The organism is Synechococcus sp. BDU 130192, assembly GCF_963876085.1.
Classification (GTDB): domain Bacteria; phylum Cyanobacteriota; class Cyanobacteriia; order Cyanobacteriales; family MRBY01; genus MRBY01.
Genome location: NZ_CAWNNO010000059.1, coordinates 139,556 through 154,282 on the forward strand (window position 1 = coordinate 139,556; position 14,727 = coordinate 154,282).

At 50.7% G+C, this 14,727-nt stretch carries 19 protein-coding genes; 5 read left to right on the forward strand and 14 right to left on the reverse strand.

The features are described from left to right. The first annotated feature begins 32 nt into the window (after positions 1-32). Entirely contained in the window at positions 33-605 is a 573-nt protein-coding gene (locus AACT35_RS13230) for a hypothetical protein (protein ID WP_099238173.1), read from the forward strand. A gap of 84 nt (positions 606-689) precedes the next feature. On the opposite strand, the gene ndk is transcribed toward AACT35_RS13230, so the two are convergent. The 3 genes from ndk to AACT35_RS13245 all read right to left on the reverse strand — a co-directional run bounded on the left by ndk (position 690) and on the right by AACT35_RS13245 (position 2,916). Continuing rightward, a complete protein-coding gene (gene ndk / locus AACT35_RS13235) occupies positions 690-1,139 on the reverse strand; it encodes a nucleoside-diphosphate kinase (protein ID WP_030007591.1) in 450 nt (149 codons plus the stop codon). Between the two features lie 99 nt (positions 1,140-1,238). After that, positions 1,239-1,847 (reverse strand): PspA/IM30 family protein, encoded by a 609-nt coding sequence (locus AACT35_RS13240; RefSeq protein ID WP_099238175.1) that lies wholly within the window; start codon positions 1,845-1,847, stop codon positions 1,239-1,241. Positions 1,848-1,914: 67 nt separating this feature from the next. Next, a complete protein-coding gene (locus AACT35_RS13245; RefSeq protein ID WP_099238177.1) occupies positions 1,915-2,916 on the reverse strand; it encodes a hypothetical protein in 1,002 nt (333 codons plus the stop codon). Positions 2,917-3,315: 399 nt separating this feature from the next. Here AACT35_RS13245 and AACT35_RS13250 point away from each other — a divergent pair, with 399 nt between their 5' ends. Together AACT35_RS13250 and AACT35_RS13255 are read left to right on the forward strand one after the other, a co-directional pair. After that, the gene (locus tag AACT35_RS13250) at positions 3,316-4,062 is read left to right on the forward strand and encodes a phycobilisome rod-core linker polypeptide (RefSeq protein WP_030007594.1); all 747 of its coding nucleotides are present in this window, start codon (positions 3,316-3,318) and stop codon (positions 4,060-4,062) included. Between the two features lie 259 nt (positions 4,063-4,321). Further along, a complete protein-coding gene (locus AACT35_RS13255) occupies positions 4,322-5,065 on the forward strand; it encodes a TIGR01548 family HAD-type hydrolase (RefSeq protein WP_099238179.1) in 744 nt (247 codons plus the stop codon). A 216-nt stretch (positions 5,066-5,281) separates the two neighbouring features. Here AACT35_RS13255 and psbN read toward each other — a convergent pair whose 3' ends face one another. After that, the gene (gene psbN / locus AACT35_RS13260; protein ID WP_012306437.1) at positions 5,282-5,413 is read right to left on the reverse strand and encodes a photosystem II reaction center protein PsbN; all 132 of its coding nucleotides are present in this window, start codon (positions 5,411-5,413) and stop codon (positions 5,282-5,284) included. An 80-nt stretch (positions 5,414-5,493) separates the two neighbouring features. On the opposite strand from psbN, the gene psbH reads away from it, so the two are divergent. Then, positions 5,494-5,697: a photosystem II reaction center phosphoprotein PsbH gene (psbH, locus tag AACT35_RS13265; RefSeq protein ID WP_012306436.1), complete on the forward strand. Its 204-nt coding sequence runs from the start codon at positions 5,494-5,496 to the stop codon at positions 5,695-5,697. 76 nt (positions 5,698-5,773) lie between these two features. On the opposite strand, the gene AACT35_RS13270 is transcribed toward psbH, so the two are convergent. From AACT35_RS13270 to AACT35_RS13285, 4 genes are all read right to left on the reverse strand, one after another. Beyond that, positions 5,774-8,014, reverse strand: coding sequence for a serine/threonine-protein kinase (locus tag AACT35_RS13270; RefSeq protein ID WP_254047959.1), 2,241 nt, complete (start codon positions 8,012-8,014; stop codon positions 5,774-5,776). Positions 8,015-8,137: 123 nt separating this feature from the next. Then, a complete protein-coding gene (locus AACT35_RS13275) occupies positions 8,138-9,814 on the reverse strand; it encodes a DUF3352 domain-containing protein (protein ID WP_065716089.1) in 1,677 nt (558 codons plus the stop codon). Between the two features lie 75 nt (positions 9,815-9,889). Next, the gene (locus AACT35_RS13280; RefSeq protein WP_099238181.1) at positions 9,890-10,069 is read right to left on the reverse strand and encodes a hypothetical protein; all 180 of its coding nucleotides are present in this window, start codon (positions 10,067-10,069) and stop codon (positions 9,890-9,892) included. A 45-nt stretch (positions 10,070-10,114) separates the two neighbouring features. Continuing rightward, positions 10,115-10,783, reverse strand: a complete 669-nt coding sequence (locus AACT35_RS13285) for a class I SAM-dependent methyltransferase (RefSeq protein WP_099238183.1) — start codon at positions 10,781-10,783, stop codon at positions 10,115-10,117. Between the two features lie 96 nt (positions 10,784-10,879). Between AACT35_RS13285 and AACT35_RS13290 the strand changes: the two genes are divergently transcribed. Continuing rightward, positions 10,880-11,374: a hypothetical protein gene (locus AACT35_RS13290; RefSeq protein WP_099238185.1), complete on the forward strand. Its 495-nt coding sequence runs from the start codon at positions 10,880-10,882 to the stop codon at positions 11,372-11,374. 21 nt (positions 11,375-11,395) lie between these two features. Here the strand turns inward: AACT35_RS13290 and AACT35_RS13295 are convergent, their stop codons facing one another. From AACT35_RS13295 to AACT35_RS13320, 6 genes are all read right to left on the reverse strand, one after another. Next, positions 11,396-11,821 carry a ferredoxin gene (locus AACT35_RS13295; RefSeq protein WP_099238187.1) on the reverse strand — a complete coding sequence of 142 codons (426 nt, stop codon included), beginning with the start codon at positions 11,819-11,821 and terminating at the stop codon, positions 11,396-11,398. Positions 11,822-11,824: 3 nt separating this feature from the next. After that, positions 11,825-12,208 carry a DUF1257 domain-containing protein gene (locus AACT35_RS13300; RefSeq protein ID WP_012306430.1) on the reverse strand — a complete coding sequence of 128 codons (384 nt, stop codon included), beginning with the start codon at positions 12,206-12,208 and terminating at the stop codon, positions 11,825-11,827. A 40-nt stretch (positions 12,209-12,248) separates the two neighbouring features. After that, positions 12,249-12,461 (reverse strand): DUF2997 domain-containing protein, encoded by a 213-nt coding sequence (locus AACT35_RS13305; protein ID WP_012306429.1) that lies wholly within the window; start codon positions 12,459-12,461, stop codon positions 12,249-12,251. A gap of 105 nt (positions 12,462-12,566) precedes the next feature. Beyond that, positions 12,567-12,710, reverse strand: a complete 144-nt coding sequence (locus AACT35_RS13310) for a hypothetical protein (RefSeq protein WP_157096827.1) — start codon at positions 12,708-12,710, stop codon at positions 12,567-12,569. Further along, positions 12,695-13,489, reverse strand: coding sequence for a Crp/Fnr family transcriptional regulator (locus AACT35_RS13315; protein ID WP_099238189.1), 795 nt, complete (start codon positions 13,487-13,489; stop codon positions 12,695-12,697). The genes AACT35_RS13310 and AACT35_RS13315 overlap by 16 nt, the downstream gene beginning before the upstream one ends. A gap of 136 nt (positions 13,490-13,625) precedes the next feature. Then, positions 13,626-14,672, reverse strand: coding sequence for a sulfate/molybdate ABC transporter ATP-binding protein (locus AACT35_RS13320; protein WP_099238191.1), 1,047 nt, complete (start codon positions 14,670-14,672; stop codon positions 13,626-13,628). Between the last annotated feature and the right edge of the window lie 55 nt (positions 14,673-14,727).

Genomic DNA, 14,727 nt, shown 5'->3' on the forward strand with positions numbered 1-14,727 from the left:
AATATTCAATTTTTCCGATTCAAGTTGCAACAATGACCCCAGACGCCATCTCCGCTACCCTCACTGAATTTTTTCCTGACGCCAAAATTAACCACACAGACAACAAAACTTGGAAAGTACACAAATCCCAAGCCCGGTTTCACCTGCTGGTGAGCCTGTCTAGTGATGGTCAAATGCTGCGGATCTTCGTGCCTGTTGCGTCCCAGGATGATGCAGAACCCTATTATGGCCAGTTGCTCGAGAGTAACTTTAATGAAAATAAACTCGTCCGCTACGCCCTCAACCAGGGTTTACTCTGGGGCGTATTTAAATATCCCCTAGAACAACTTGACACCACCATTTTCCAACAGGTGTTAACGGAAATGGTGGCCTTACACCAACAAAATCTCAGTCCCTTTTTTAATCAACTGGCCGAAGATAAAGTGCGAGAAATTATCCGTGCCGCCAAGTCTCAGGGGCAAAGTATCGAAAAGACGATGCAAACGATTACCCGGTTTTACCAAGAAGGGATTATGGGGGGCCTCGACCAAGAACCCAGGGAACAACAGCGGGCTTTATTGGCTTGGCAGCACCAATTAGAACGGCTCTGGGATGAAGAGGAATAGCCACGAAAAAACCTCGTTGGGGTTGAACGAGGTCTTGAAAAAATTAAATTGCCGAAATTTGCTTGGAAACCAAACAGATTGGATTTATTCGTAGAGCCAAGCTTTGGTGGCGGGTTCCCAGTTGGCCAATTCAGATTCGGAGAACCAGAGGGCAATTTCACTGGCAGCGGTGTCGGGGCCATCGGAACCGTGGATCAGGTTACGGCCAATGTCCACACCGAAGTCACCCCGGATTGTGCCGGGTTCTGCTTCGAGGGGGTTGGTGGCACCGATGATTTTCCGGGCGGCGGCGATCGCCCCTTTCCCTTCCCAAACCATGGCGACGACGGGGGCAGAAATAATGAATTCTACGAGGCTACCGAAGAACGGTCTTTCTCTGTGAACGCCGTAGTGCTGCTCTGCTAATTCGCGGGAAACAGAAACCAATTTTAGACCGACGAGCTTAAAGCCTTTTGCTTCAAAACGACGGATAACATCGCCGACCAAACCGCGCTGAACACCGTCCGGTTTAACCATTACAAATGTGCGTTCCACAGAATTCTCCTTTGGACATATACAAAACCACAGGTCAGCGTAACATAAGTTTTACCCTTCGTTGCGCCTAAAATGGAGTGGGCGATCGCCTTTATTTTTCTAAGAATTTTTTGGGTGATGGCGCTGACTTTTTTCTAGCTGACGGAATTGTGCTTCGAGGGGATCGATGAGATCGGTTTCTGCTTCCACTTGCCACAGGGACAATTCCAAATCGGCGATCGCCGTATCCAAACTTCCCCCCATTAATTCTTGCTGGAGGGTTTGTAACTGCTGTTGGGCGATCGCCGTCCGCAACCGCGTCACATACCAATCTTTTTGCAGTTTAATGTGGTTGATTTTGTCTTCGAGGGCCTCAAGATCGTGGCGTACGCCTCGGATAAAGGCTTGTTGTTCTTCCCGTTGCGCCTCCAGTTTCGCCAACATTTCCCCATAGGTTTGTCGTCGGGCGATCGCCGCTTTTGCTAAGGTTTCATCGCCACAATCCAGGGCCAATTTTACCCACTGCTGCCATCGCTGTACCATTGCCGCCATGGTTTTTCGGTGTCGTTCTCCCCGTTTAGCACTCGCCACCGCCTGGGCCACGGCCCGCCGCATTTGGATCAATTTTTTTTCCATGTCCCAGAGGGTCTGCTCCAGGAGGTGCTCTGGATCAGCGGCAGGTTGCCACCATTGTTGAATGCCATCCCAGGTGCGCCGGAAAAAATTCATCGTGCCCAGTGTCCCGCTTACTGACGCGTTTCAACTACTAATCTAGCCCAGGGGGCGATCGCCTCGTCTAGGAAGCTGGCGACAGTTGATGGTAATAAACCTCCGCTGCAATTTTTTGGGCCTTAAATTGACGCATCAGATCATCGGCTTTGGTGGCTGAATCGACTTCTGCCATCTGAATGGCTTGGCCCACAGGGAACTGTCGCACAAAAGCTCCATCAACCACTGCTTGAGCACGCTCCAGGGCGCTGGGACTCGTATTTCGGAAAATCACGTAGTAATATCCCAATTTCAAACCATCGGGGGTGGCCAAAGGTGTCCCCGGAAAGCCCGGTACTGGCGCAAGGGGAGTTGCTGTCCCTTGATCTGGAGTCGAGGGTTGTGTTGTAGCACTGGTAGAAGCAGTGGCATCGGCATCGGTATTTTCGGTGTCCGTGGGTACGCTGGGATCAATGATGCTGAGATTGTCTAGGCGCAATTCGATAAATTCTTGGGAGGCTAGATTAACGGTGCTAGAGGCCGCCGGTGTAGTGGTCTCTGGCGTTGTTGCCGTGGTCTGGGCAGGGGAGGATTCTGCGGCTGTTTCCGGGGCTGGGGTCGGGGTAAATAAATCGGGAACGGCGATCGCCAAGGCCACCAATCCACCCCCTAAAATGGCTGCTCCCAAAAAAGCAAGACCTAATTTCCAACGTGGCGTAGGCGGGGTAACAGGTTGGCTGCTGGCATCTAAACTTTTGAGGAGTTCTTCCGAGGATTGCAGGTAATCTTCCGGGGGGGGCGTGGGCTGCTCCCAGGGGGAAAGGGGGCCAGCAACGGCAGTGATGGTCTCGGTAGTGTCTGTTTCAGAAGCCTGTGCTGGTTGTTGGGCCATTAATTCGCCATCATCACCCTGATCGAGAGCTGCAGATCCCCCATCGAGAGGCGGTTCTGGACTCGGAGGCGGTGTGAATCGCTCGGATGGTGGCCGCTGTTGTCGATAACGTTGCAATTCTCGGTCTAGATCTAGGTCTAAATTGTCTAAAGCAGCCTGAAAGCTGGCATTTGCGGCGTTAGGGGGGGCTTGATTCATCCGAAAACTCCTACACTCTCAACGGAGAACAATCAATGGGATGGGGAAGGCGATCGCGGCTCAGTAACCCCGCTGTCAAACTAAGGGGTTGGGAGACTCAACTTTCTCTAAAATACTGCATTTTTTTCGGGCACCGTCAATTGTTCTAAATTGACCTTTTAGGGCCGGATCTTTTTTCCTTTTATCTTAAGGAAATGGCCCCGGCGATCGCCCCAGAATAGACCCTTGTTTGATCAAGTTTTGCCGAAAAAGCAAGCTACTGCGGCCCTAGGGCGCGGGAAATAAACGTTAACTTCTGTAATATTTTTTAATCTTTCCGAGGGATAGCCCCTGACTCCCTTATGCTAATCAGTAAGAAATTTTATTTTTTAAAGTCTTCTGATATAACGGAGGTCTGGTTTGACAATTCCTTTATTACAATACGCCCCCTCGAGCCAAAACACTCGGGTAGCAGGGTATACCGTCGGTGGCGACGAGCAGCCTTTTGTTTTTACAACCGATAACGTCATTAGCGATTCTGACTTTGACGTTCTCATCAACGCTGCCTATCGTCAAATTTTCTTCCACGCTTTTAAGTGCGATCGCCAACAGCTACTCGAATCCCAGTTGCGCAACGGTCAAATCACTGTCCGTGACTTCATTCGGGGTCTGTTGCTGTCGGAAACCTTCATCGATAGCTTCTATAACAAAAACAGTAACTATCGCTTTGTTGAGCAGTGTATCCAACGGGTACTCGGTCGCGATCCCTTCAGCGAACAGGAAAAAATTGCCTGGTCAATCGTGATCTGCACCAAGGGTCTAGCGGCCTTTGTTGACCAACTTCTCAACACTGATGAGTATATGGAAAACTTCGGCTATGACACGGTGCCCTACCAGCGCCGCCGTAGCCTCGCTAGCCGTGAGCAAGGTGAGACACCCTTTAACATCAAGTCTCCCCGTTACGATGCTTACTACCGCTCCCAGTTGGGCTTCCCCCAAGTGGTGTGGCAAAATGCAGTCCGTCGTTTCCGGACTCCCGACCGGGTGCCCCAAGCTGGCGATCCCGCTCTCTTCCTCAACATGGCGCGTTCTGCCCAGATTCCCAAAGTCAACGTTCGGGTTTCCGCCGCAGACATCAGCCTTGCCGCAGTGCCTTACCGCAACTAAGACGGACAACTTTTAGCACCCCATGGGGTGTTATTGTTTTGTTCTAAAAAATTGAATTACCGTCTTTAATCTTAGTTTGAGCAATTTTATGTTGTTTGGACTGATATTAAGGGGCGGTAATTTTGTTATGGGGTATTGAGCCTTTGCCCAAGCCCCAGAGGAACAGAAAAAATCTGATTTTGTTTTCAGTCAAAGACTTGGGAAAATAGCAAACGAGACGATAAGTATAGCGATAGGTTTTGCAACAGAGGTGGTGACCATGGCGAAGGGGATTGTGATTTTTGATATCGACGGGGTGATTCGCGATGTGAGTCAGTCCTACCGGCGGGCGATCGCCGATACCGTTGAACATTACACCCAGGGGGAATATCGCCCCAGCAATGGTGAAATCGATAGTCTCAAGGCCGAGGCCATTTGGAATAACGATTGGAAAGCCTCCCAGGAACTGATCCGCCGTTGGGATGAGACGATTCCTGTCAATTTTAAAGAGCTCGTCGCTTTTTTCCAGCGCAAATACCGGGGTCACAATTTTGATGGGTATATCAACGATGAACCGTTGCTCGTCACCAAAGCCTATTTTGAGTCCCTCACCGCTGCCGATATTGCCTGGGGCTTTTTTAGTGGTGCCATGCGGGGTTCTGCTGAACACGTACTAAAAGGTCGTTTAGGCTTAGAAAATCCTGTGCTCATTACCATGGAAGATGCCCCCGAAAAACCTGATCCCAAGGGATTACTCGCGGCGATCTCCCAACTCGAAGCCGCATCAGCCCAGACCCCCGTCGCCTACGTGGGAGATACCGCTGCCGATATGCGCACCATTACCAATGCCATCAGCCAACAGCCCCAACGACGATGGCGAGCCATTGGGGTGATCCCGCCCCATGCCCAGACTGGTGACGACAAGGAGTATATGTATGCCTCTAACTTACAGGATGTCGGGGCCAATATTGTTCTCCCAGGAGTGCAAGAGCTCTTACCTGAGGTTTTATTACAACTATTTTGACGTTTTTAAAACCCAGAATTTCGAGCAATCCCCCAAGAAAAAACAGCCCGGAGGCTGCCTGATCAACTTATTTCAAGTGAGCTCGTTGAAGTGCGTCAGATTGTGACGGTATAAAAAGACATCTCAAAAAGGGTTTTATGATGACAGCGAGACTGGGAAAAAAAACAACCCAGGCAGAAGAGCTATGGGGCTTGATGTTAAAGGGTAGCTGCCCGCTTAATCTTCATGATCTTCAAAGGGATCCTCAAGTTCTACCGAAGGAGGCCCGAAGGCTGTGTAAATCGAAAACCCTGTTACGGCGATCACAACCACCGCAATGCCGATGCTAAGAACTGTTGCAGAATCCATAGGTGTATCTCAGTTTATGATGACTCTTCCTCTATAATATTACGGAACATTACAAAAATCCTTTACGATACACGAATCCTATGGCACAGCGTACTCGGTTGGGAGATATTCTCAAGCCTTTGAATTCTGAATACGGTAAAGTCGCTCCCGGTTGGGGCACCACACCGCTCATGGGCGTCTTCATGGCGTTGTTTTTAGTATTCCTGCTTATTATTCTCCAGATCTACAATTCTTCTCTGATTCTCGAAGGTTTTGAAGTGGATTGGACTGCCCTTGGTTTCTAAGGATTTACCAATCACCATTTTTGAAGCCATTTTTCTGCTGAGATCCGGGTCTACCCGGATTTTTTGTGGTCGGTCGCTATAACCAGGGCACAATTTCCCGCAGGGTATCCCGAAGCACTTCTTTCAGGCTATCAGCTCCTTCTTTAAAATCATCTTGGGCTTGTTCCCACTGGAGACGCTCCTGGGCATCCTGGCGATCGCCTAAAATATCTGGGTCATTGGGCTTGTACTGGAGCGCTTCGTCGTAGGCATTGATGGCAGTTTGGTACTGACCGGTCGCTTTGTAGGCATTCCCCAAACGCGCCCAAATATCTCCATCGGCATCGTCTAGGCGGAGGGTATTTTCGTAGGCGGCGATCGCCTCGGTGTAATTTTCAGAGTCATAGAGTAAATTTCCTAGACTGCGCCAACTGGGACGATCATCGCTATTTAGGGCAACGACACGTTGGTAGGCATCGATGGCCGTGGGGCGATCGCTGTTTTGTTCTGCATTCCAGGCGAGGTGATACCAAGCCCGGTCGTTGTTAGGTTCGAGGCGAGTGACATTGGCAAAGGCATCCTGGGCTTCGGTGTAATTGCGGAGATTTTCCTGGGCCATGCCGAGGCTATACCAGGCGGGAGCGCGGTCTGGCTCCAGTTCTACCACCCGGACATAGGCATTTTTGGCGTCCCGGTACCGTTGCAGTTTGCTATAGCTGTTGCCCTGCTGGTACCAAATATCGGCGTTCCGGTCGTCAAGTTTGAGGGCCTGCTGGTAGGCGGCGATCGCCGCATTATATTCGGCACGGTTGTGGTGAATCCAGCCCTTCTCAAACCAGGCCCAGACCTGCTGGGAATCCAACCTGAGAAACGCATCAAGACTACTAAGGGCGGCATCGGTTTCTTCGCGACGGAGATGAAGTCGCGCCTTTGTCTCCCAAACCACCGCTTGCCGGGCATCTTCTTGAATAGCGCGGTCGAGAAAGGTTAGGGCTTGGTCGTCCTGTTGGCGATCGCTGGCGATTTTACCTTTGCTCCACCAAGCTTCCCAACGGCGGGGATTGACCTCCAATAGCTGATCATAGGCCCCTAAAGCCGCGTCAAATCGTTCGAGGGCTTGGAGGACTTGGGCCTTTCCCAAAAGCGCTCCTTCATGGTCTGGGACGGTCTGTAAAATTTCTTGGTATTGGGCGAGGGCCTGCTCCAGTTGATTTTGAGATTGGGATAGTTGGGCCTGTTCGTATTGGGCCATCAGGGCTTGGCGCTCTGACCACCACCGCCACCCCGCATGAACACCTAGACCAGTGCCCACCAACGCCGCTAAGCCAACACCGAGGAGTGCGGCCTTGATCGCCTGGTGATTAACGCTCAAACGCTGGTATTGCTGGGAAACGACCGTTGAGAGGTAATTGAGGGGGGCGATCGCCGTTTGTTTAATGTGTTGAATGCTGCCCGTTACGGGTGACAAAACACGAGTGCTCGTTTGCGGTGACTGTGTCCCCTGGGCCGCCAATGGCAGCAAGGCTTGTTGGGCTTCTGTGGCTGTCCCAAAGCGATCGCGCCAATTATGGTGCACCATCTTAGAGAGAAAATGCCTGACCTCTGCTGAAATTTCCACTTGATCCTGCCATTGCACTTCCCCGGTTTGGGCATCGAGGGGAATTTTGTCGGGGGCGGTACCCGTCAGGGCCGTAATCGCAATCATCCCCGCCGCATAAAGGTCGCTACAGTAACGGGGATAGCCCTGAATCTGCTCTAGGGGCATATAGCCTTGGGTGCCGATGGCGATGGTGGGCCGACCGGAAGTAGTCGCAAATTGGTGGGTGACCTGTTTAACCGCACCAAAATCAATGAGGCAGAGTTTTTGATCGGCTTGGCGGCGAATGAGGTTACTGGGGTTGAGATCCCGGTGAATTACCTGGTGCTCGTGGACAAAAACCAACAATTCCAGGATTTCTTGCACAAGGGCGATCGCCCCTGCCGGAGGACAAGGAGAAAGCTGCTGTAGTTCTTCCCAGAGACTTTGTCCTTCAATATATTCTTCAACTAAATAAAATTCTTGGCCTTCTTCAAAATAAGCCAGCAACTGGGGAATTTGCGGGTGCTGACCCAATTCATCGAGAATTTTTGCCTCGGTTTCAAACAAACGCCGGGCCGTTGCCAAGGTTTCTGCATCGGTGGTTTGGGGCTTGAGGAGCTTCACTACACAGATGGGCCGCTTTGGGCGATCGCGGTCTTCTGCCAAAAAAGTCGCCCCAAATCCTCCCTGGGCCAGAGACCGGAGAATATGGTAACGTCCGCGCAGGGTGTGTCCGGGGGCCAATAGGGAAGCAGTCATCGGCAGCGGGGAAATAAAAGCAACAGATTAAAATCGCAGGGGCAAGGATTACCGGAGGACAAAATTTTCAAAAAGATCACCTTGTTCCATAGTAATCGGGACTTTCACAAATCGGGGACCGTCTCAATTTTGTAAACGATTGGGGGAGAGGTTGAAAAATAGGGTTGATCGCCGAATATCTTGGGTACTGCCGGCACTGGTGAGGGTAAAGGCGCGGAGATGGTTAAAGAAGGGTTTGGCCACATAATCGACCACCCGCAGGATCGGCACTTGGGTTTTGAACAGTTGGGAACCTTGACGCCAATCGGCAAAAAGATAGCCGCTGTTTTCGGGAGGCAGTTGGGCAATGCTGGTCTGGAAATCTTTGTTTTTCAGGAGCGATCGCCCGGTATTAGCTTGGATCGCCCGGCTGAGGGTTTTTACAGAAGTGGCAAAGAGTTCGTACTCGTCAACGCTGAGGTGCGCCCCCCGGACATCGGCATTGAGTTGTACCAGCTCATCTTGGTCTTGGGTATCGATGGCTGTCCAGGCAGTGACGCGGCGATCGCCCAAGGGTAAACGCCCCACACTTAAGCCTTTTTCCTGGGCCAAGCTATCAAAATGTTCAATGACGGGATCGAGGTTGACCTCCGGTTGTCGTTCCGCCACAAAGAGCCATTCCACATCATTGCGTTCGGCATCGGGGACGAGGGCCAGGGCATATTCTCCAGAAATCCACGCGAAAATATCTTCGGGGAGATCAATGCCGAGGGGATCTTGGATTGCGGCGACCGCCTGTTGCAAGATCTGGGATAAGGGACTTTTCGGATTTAACCCCGTGGTCGCTTCACCCCAGAGGGCCTTTAAATCTCGCCCAGCCACGGCAAACATCGCTTCCTGGGGAATGTAGTTGAGGACATGGGTCGGCGCAGTGGTCGCCCCTGGCATCAGGCTAGGTTCAGTGTCCCCAATCAAAGCCGTTTCCGCCACTAACCCCTCTGGATGAAGACCGATGGCGATCGCCAAGCGTTGTTCGAGGGTCGGTTCCTCTGGGGTCGGATCGTTGGCAATCCAAGCGCTGAGGGCGGGTAAATTTGCCACCATCACGCCGATATGTTTCCGGTCAATGGTTTCTAGGGCTTCTGTATATTGCGGGTCATGGCTCAAATTCAAATCTGGCACCTGCACCGTATTAATCGCACTGCGCAGCACCTTTGCTTCGTTGGCAAACAGTACATAATTGCCCACAATCGCACTGGCAAACCGATGGCTACCCGCCTGGGGAATGACTAAATTGACCCCTTTATATTGATCAAACGTCAAACCCGCTTCCGGGGCGATCGCCTGTTCCGTATAAGAAAGCTGTAAAAATTCCTTAGCTAAGGCCTGATCCCGTGCTTCTACCACCAATAAATAACCCGGCTGCACCCCATTACTCGGATCGCGATCCACATCTAAAGTAGTCACCGCCAAGCTCAACTCGTCCCCCAGCCACGGTTCAATCTGCTTGCTGTAATCCAGTCCCGTCGCACTGAGTAAACTTGTTTTCACCTGTTGTAATTCCGTGAGCGTTGCCCGCCGTTTACCCCAAGGGGTTTGCACGAGGCCCAGGGCGGCTAATTTCTCTGGATTCACCACTAGCGAAAGCATCAATGGCGCTTGCCGGGGAACAAACAAGGCTGCTGCTGGATTTCGCGCTACCCCACCCTGCAACCAAGGTAAGGGACTCTGTTTAAAAATAGCGAACCAACTGCCTAGCCCCACCGAGAGCAGAAGCACCACCAGAAGACCGAGATACACAAAAAAGGAACGAGATTTCATGGGCTGCCTAGAAACGCACGGCATTCATTATCCCATTGTGCTGGGAGGATCGAAAATTCCCGACCGCGAAAAGGTCTATTTACGTTTTTTCGCCTTCCAGGTGCCGCCGTAGTGATAGTTAGGATTATTGGTTGCTAACTCGCGCCGACAATCAGGGCAAACTAACACCCACTGCTCACTCGCATCATATTGAATCCGGTAACGAACTGCCGCAATGGTTTGGCAATAATCACAGTTTTTCTCTCGAATACGCATGACTTCAGAACTGAGGCTAAAAAATTTATTTCTTGTTGCATGGCGTTAAGGCTGGGGGAAAATCAGCGTCCAATGGCGTTCTGAAGATTGATAAACTTGGGCCTTGGTTAAGCCCGCTTCGGTGGCGATCGCCTCAATTTCAGGCACCGTAAACGCCGCATGGAGCGAATCCCAGAATAATTGCCGTTGACGCGCATCAAAACCTGGCCCCTCGGCAGCAGCAACGATCTGGTCAATGGCGGCGGTGCTATCGGGACGAAACAAATCCCGCACGATAATGTTTCCCTGGGGTTTGAGGAGACGGCCCATTTCCTGAAAACAGGGCAACGGATCAGGTAAATGGTGAATCAGGCTATTGGAAATAATCACATCAAAGCTTTGGTCGGGCCAGGGCAAATGTTTCGCATCGGCATAAACCAACTCGATTTGCGTCGTTAAACCTGCGGCCACAACGTTTTTTTGTCCCAGGGCGAGCATCGACTGCGCTAAATCGGTGCCTTTAATCTGCCATTGGGGGCGCTGTTGCCCTAACAAAATCGGAATTTGTGCTGTCCCTGTGCCTAAATCTAAAACCAAAGCGGTTTCTTGGGGGTAAGTTGTAACCACGAGATCCGCAAAATCTTGATTCACCGCCCGAAAGTCCATCGCATCGTAGGCGATCGCCTCGGCGGGATTGTCCATCACTTCCGGTTCTAAAATTCTTGTTAACGCCATCTTTCGTTTATTCCTGAAAAAATATCTCCGGATTGATCTGATTGTCTAATGTTCTAAAAAATTCGCTACACTGCCGATGTTGAGTGTTCGTCTGTAATGTCCTTGTTCTCGCCCTTTCGTCTGATTTCTCTCATCGGTTGCACCAGTCTTTTGAGCCTTGGCGCTTGCCAAAGGATTGACCCGGCCCTCTACGACTGTCAAAAACTTTTGGCGCAAATCCAAAGCACTGTCACGGAAGCCCAGACCCTTGTCCAGAACGAACCAACGGCAGAAGCTCCCCAAACTTTTAATTTTGAGCGTTGGCTCCAGGCGGCCGATGCCCTGAAAATGGGGGCCGAGGCGATCGCCCAACTGCGCTTACGGGATAGCCAGATGAAAACCTACCAAACGCAAATTAGCGACATTTATCAACGTCAGGCCGAAGCCACCTATGCCATGGTAAAAGCGCGCCAGGACAAAGACCTAGAAGCTGCCCAAACAGCCCAGTCCCTGAGCCAGACCGCAGGCACCGAAGAACAAACCATCGGCCAAGCCCTTAATGATCATTGCCAAGCCAAATATCAAGCTGTCACCGCTACAGAAGACCCATAAGCCAAGCAAAATTTTAAATGCTTAGGGTTTCCGGGAGGGTTTAGGTTTGCGGGCGATCGCCTGACCCGCCCCATCCTGGGGAAAACCGAGGGGCCGAATCACCTGGTTTTTCCTGGCGGCTTCTTTGGCCTTTAGTTCCGTGTAATCTAGCCAATGAATGCAGTCTACCGGACAGGTATCAATCGCCTCTTGGACGACTTCCTCCGCATCTCCATCCTGGCGATAGGCCCGGGCGCGACCATGTTCTTCTTCGATATAAAAGGTGTTGGGGGCCGTGTGGGCGCAATGTTTGCAGCCGATGCAGGTGGTTTCATCCACATACACCCCTTTTTGGCGCAGCAGGCCACCTAGTTCCGGTTCAAACCCAGACCATTCCGTGTCATTTCTTAAAAAGCCCCCCAACTCCGGCTCAAAACCAGACCGCTGGGGGGAATTTTCAAAAGTCATACATTAGCTCCAGCGCTGGACGACGAGGCGAATCGAGCCATCTTCGTTTTTCTGCTGTTCACTGACTTGGAAGCCTTGTTTGTTGGTTTCGTTGAGGATGGTGTGGTAGGCATAGCCCTGGGTGAGACGTTGGAGGAAGCCATCAACGGTTAGGGGTTGCTGCCAGTATTGCAAGTCAGCGACGAGTTCATATTCATGGCCATTCCAGCTAAAGCCGATGTCGTAGTCATTGTTCTGTTGGATGACAACTTCAGCGGTGCGGCGATCGCCTTTATAACCCCGCACAGCACTGGGGCCTTCTTTCCACTCAATGTCCATGTCCTTGAGGGCAGACTTGAGGGAAGTCAAATTACGGATTTTGGTTTTGATATTGCTGAAATGAGACATAGGATTTAACGGGGCTATTTATAGAGGTTTGCAAAAAAAATCACCAATTGCTTTGGACGGGGTTCGTCGTCGTTGCAGTTTGGCTTACCGGTTGGGCAAAATATTCCGAGGTTTGCTCTTGGGAGAGAACAACACCCAGTTGCTCTTCGATCGCAGCGGTCACTTCTTGGCATGAAGACCCGACAATGCCTGTGACCTTTTCTTGGACACGGCCATCAGGATAAATGATGAATTCTAATGTCTCCATGTTCATGGGTGCGCTTCCTCATTGGCATGGTGGGAAAGTTGACCAATTTGGCGGGGGACAATATACGGAATTTTGCCCTTAACTTTCCAGCACATTTGTGTTTACAGCAGTTTAACAAATCTCGACAATGGGGGGGTAGCTCGCCGCCGCAAATCGTAAGATTCCTTTCATTTTCAGGTGGCTAAATAGATGATTTTCAATGGTGATTAGGCGATCGCCCCAATGGTTGACTCCCTCGCCTAGCGCAATGGCCACCAAGCCACCTTATCGCGGGTCGCACTATAAACTTCCTTGAGGCCTTCTGGATTCAACACATGGATCAGATCCCCTTGTCCCTCAGCGGATTTTTCTGTCTTGATCAGTTCCACCTTCGTCATGCCCTTCAACACCTGTTCCACAGTGCGGTGATTTAACTGGCAGGCATGGGCAATGATATCTACGGGGAGATCAAAGCTAAAAACGCCATCACGCTGGGGTTGATTGGCCAGCGATCGCTCTTGGTAAATCAAAGCCCGCAGCAGGGAAGCGACGGCCTGGGGTGGGTAGGTACTACAGTTCAGCAGATGGTACTGGAATTTTTCTCGCAACTCGAAACTCAGATTATAGCGATCGCGAAAATCAGCACTCTGGTCATAGATCCGTTGTACCGTTGCTACCGGAATTTTCAGCACATCGGTAGTTTTGTAGGCTTCCACCAAACTGGGAAAACTCCGACTCACCTGTCCAAACCCAACGGGAAGATTGCGCATCCCAAAACAACTGCCCATGTAGGTAATCGCTAAGATGCGGTCGAGGGGCGTACTCCGCACAATCACTGGCCCCCCCGCAAGTAACACATAAAGAAATTCCAAATTGTGGTTCGGGCGAAAAGCTGTATAGATCGGCCGACTGGAATAGAGTTTCTCAGTGATTAATTCTGCTGGATCAAGCCAATTTTGCAGTGCATCTGGATCCATTTCCCGAAAGAAAAAATTGTTTTCGGTTAACTCAGTGATGATTTCTGGCACTTTGGGAGCTTGGAAAGATTTTGCCATGGAAATTACAAACGTATTAGATTCAGAAGCTACAGGCGTTTCTTTCTGATTCTAGTCGAAAAGCTCGATGTAACCGAGTCATCAATCGCCCATGGGTGAGGTTTTGCCATGGCCCAAGTTTCCTCAAACCGGGACATTAAGATTGCCTCGGCACAGGTTGGGACTCCGCATTGACCGCAAAGACTTTTGCCTGTTTTGGCCTGAGATAAACGGTTTGGCCAACTTCAACGTGTAATTGGGCAAGTTTTTCTCGACTAAGGTGGGCCATGATAATTTCTTGATCTGCCGTTAGTACCTCTACTTGAACATCGGAGCCTCGGTAAATGATTCGCTTGACTGTACCGGGCAAAGCAGTCGGATCACCATCGATTTGTAAATCTAGATCATGGGGACGAACAAATACAGCATGGGTCGCGTGATGGGGGGTTGTGTCCGGGTGATTACGAATCAAGGAGTGATGACTGGGTAAAACGTTCACTTCCCCAATGAAGTTCATCACAAACGGAGTCGCAGGGTGGTCATAAATTTCCGCAGGGCTGCCGACCTGTTCAATGCGCCCGTGGTTCATCACAACAATTTCATCGGCAACTTCCATCGCTTCTTCTTGATCATGGGTGACAAAAATACTTGTGACATGAACTTCTTCATGGAGACGACGCAGCCAAGCTCGGAGTTCTTTTCTGACTTTTGCGTCTAGGGCACCGAAAGGTTCATCAAGCAGTAAAACCTGGGGCTGTACCGCTAGGGCACGGGCTAAGGCGACCCGTTGACGTTGACCGCCGGATAACTGGGAAGGGTAGCGATCGCCTAAACCTTGCAGTTGAACCAGATCTAACAGTTCTTCGACCCGCTGGCGGATCAGATGCTTGGGTTTTTTGCGGATCTCAAGCCCAAAGGCAACATTTTGGCGGATGGTTAGGTGTTTAAACAGGGCATAGTGCTGAAATACAAAGCCAATATTCCGCCGCCGAATATCTACATGGGTCGCATCTTGACCGTTGATAATCACTTGTCCATGATCAGGGGTTTCTAGTCCGGCGATCGCCCGGAGGAGGGTCGATTTTCCAGAACCAGATGGCCCTAATAAGGCAACCAATGTCCCTTCTTTGACTTCTAAATTGATATTTTCTAAGGCCTGAAACGTACCAAATTTTTTATAAACTGAATCAACAAAAATACTCATTTTTTTCTACAGTAATAAGGGGAATTTTTATCAAGTTAAGCGAAATGAATCATGG

Bases quoted from the DNA above. Each gene is read 5' to 3' on its own strand.
- AACT35_RS13230 (WP_099238173.1), top strand. From the start codon at position 33: ATGACCCCAGACGCCATCTCCGCTACCCTCACTGAATTTTTTCCTGAC.
- AACT35_RS13240 (WP_099238175.1), bottom strand. From the start codon at position 1,847: ATGAATTTTTTCCGGCGCACCTGGGATGGCATTCAACAATGGTGGCAA.
- AACT35_RS13245 (WP_099238177.1), bottom strand. From the start codon at position 2,916: ATGAATCAAGCCCCCCCTAACGCCGCAAATGCCAGCTTTCAGGCTGCT.
- AACT35_RS13255 (WP_099238179.1), top strand. From the start codon at position 4,322: ATGGCGAAGGGGATTGTGATTTTTGATATCGACGGGGTGATTCGCGAT.
- psbN (WP_012306437.1), bottom strand. From the start codon at position 5,413: ATGGATTCTGCAACAGTTCTTAGCATCGGCATTGCGGTGGTTGTGATC.
- psbH (WP_012306436.1), top strand. From the start codon at position 5,494: ATGGCACAGCGTACTCGGTTGGGAGATATTCTCAAGCCTTTGAATTCT.
- AACT35_RS13270 (WP_254047959.1), bottom strand. From the start codon at position 8,014: ATGACTGCTTCCCTATTGGCCCCCGGACACACCCTGCGCGGACGTTAC.
- AACT35_RS13275 (WP_065716089.1), bottom strand. From the start codon at position 9,814: ATGAAATCTCGTTCCTTTTTTGTGTATCTCGGTCTTCTGGTGGTGCTT.
- AACT35_RS13280 (WP_099238181.1), bottom strand. From the start codon at position 10,069: ATGCGTATTCGAGAGAAAAACTGTGATTATTGCCAAACCATTGCGGCA.
- AACT35_RS13285 (WP_099238183.1), bottom strand. From the start codon at position 10,783: ATGGCGTTAACAAGAATTTTAGAACCGGAAGTGATGGACAATCCCGCC.
- AACT35_RS13290 (WP_099238185.1), top strand. From the start codon at position 10,880: ATGTCCTTGTTCTCGCCCTTTCGTCTGATTTCTCTCATCGGTTGCACC.
- AACT35_RS13295 (WP_099238187.1), bottom strand. From the start codon at position 11,821: ATGACTTTTGAAAATTCCCCCCAGCGGTCTGGTTTTGAGCCGGAGTTG.
- AACT35_RS13300 (WP_012306430.1), bottom strand. From the start codon at position 12,208: ATGTCTCATTTCAGCAATATCAAAACCAAAATCCGTAATTTGACTTCC.
- AACT35_RS13305 (WP_012306429.1), bottom strand. From the start codon at position 12,461: ATGAACATGGAGACATTAGAATTCATCATTTATCCTGATGGCCGTGTC.
- AACT35_RS13315 (WP_099238189.1), bottom strand. From the start codon at position 13,489: ATGGCAAAATCTTTCCAAGCTCCCAAAGTGCCAGAAATCATCACTGAG.
- AACT35_RS13320 (WP_099238191.1), bottom strand. From the start codon at position 14,672: ATGAGTATTTTTGTTGATTCAGTTTATAAAAAATTTGGTACGTTTCAG.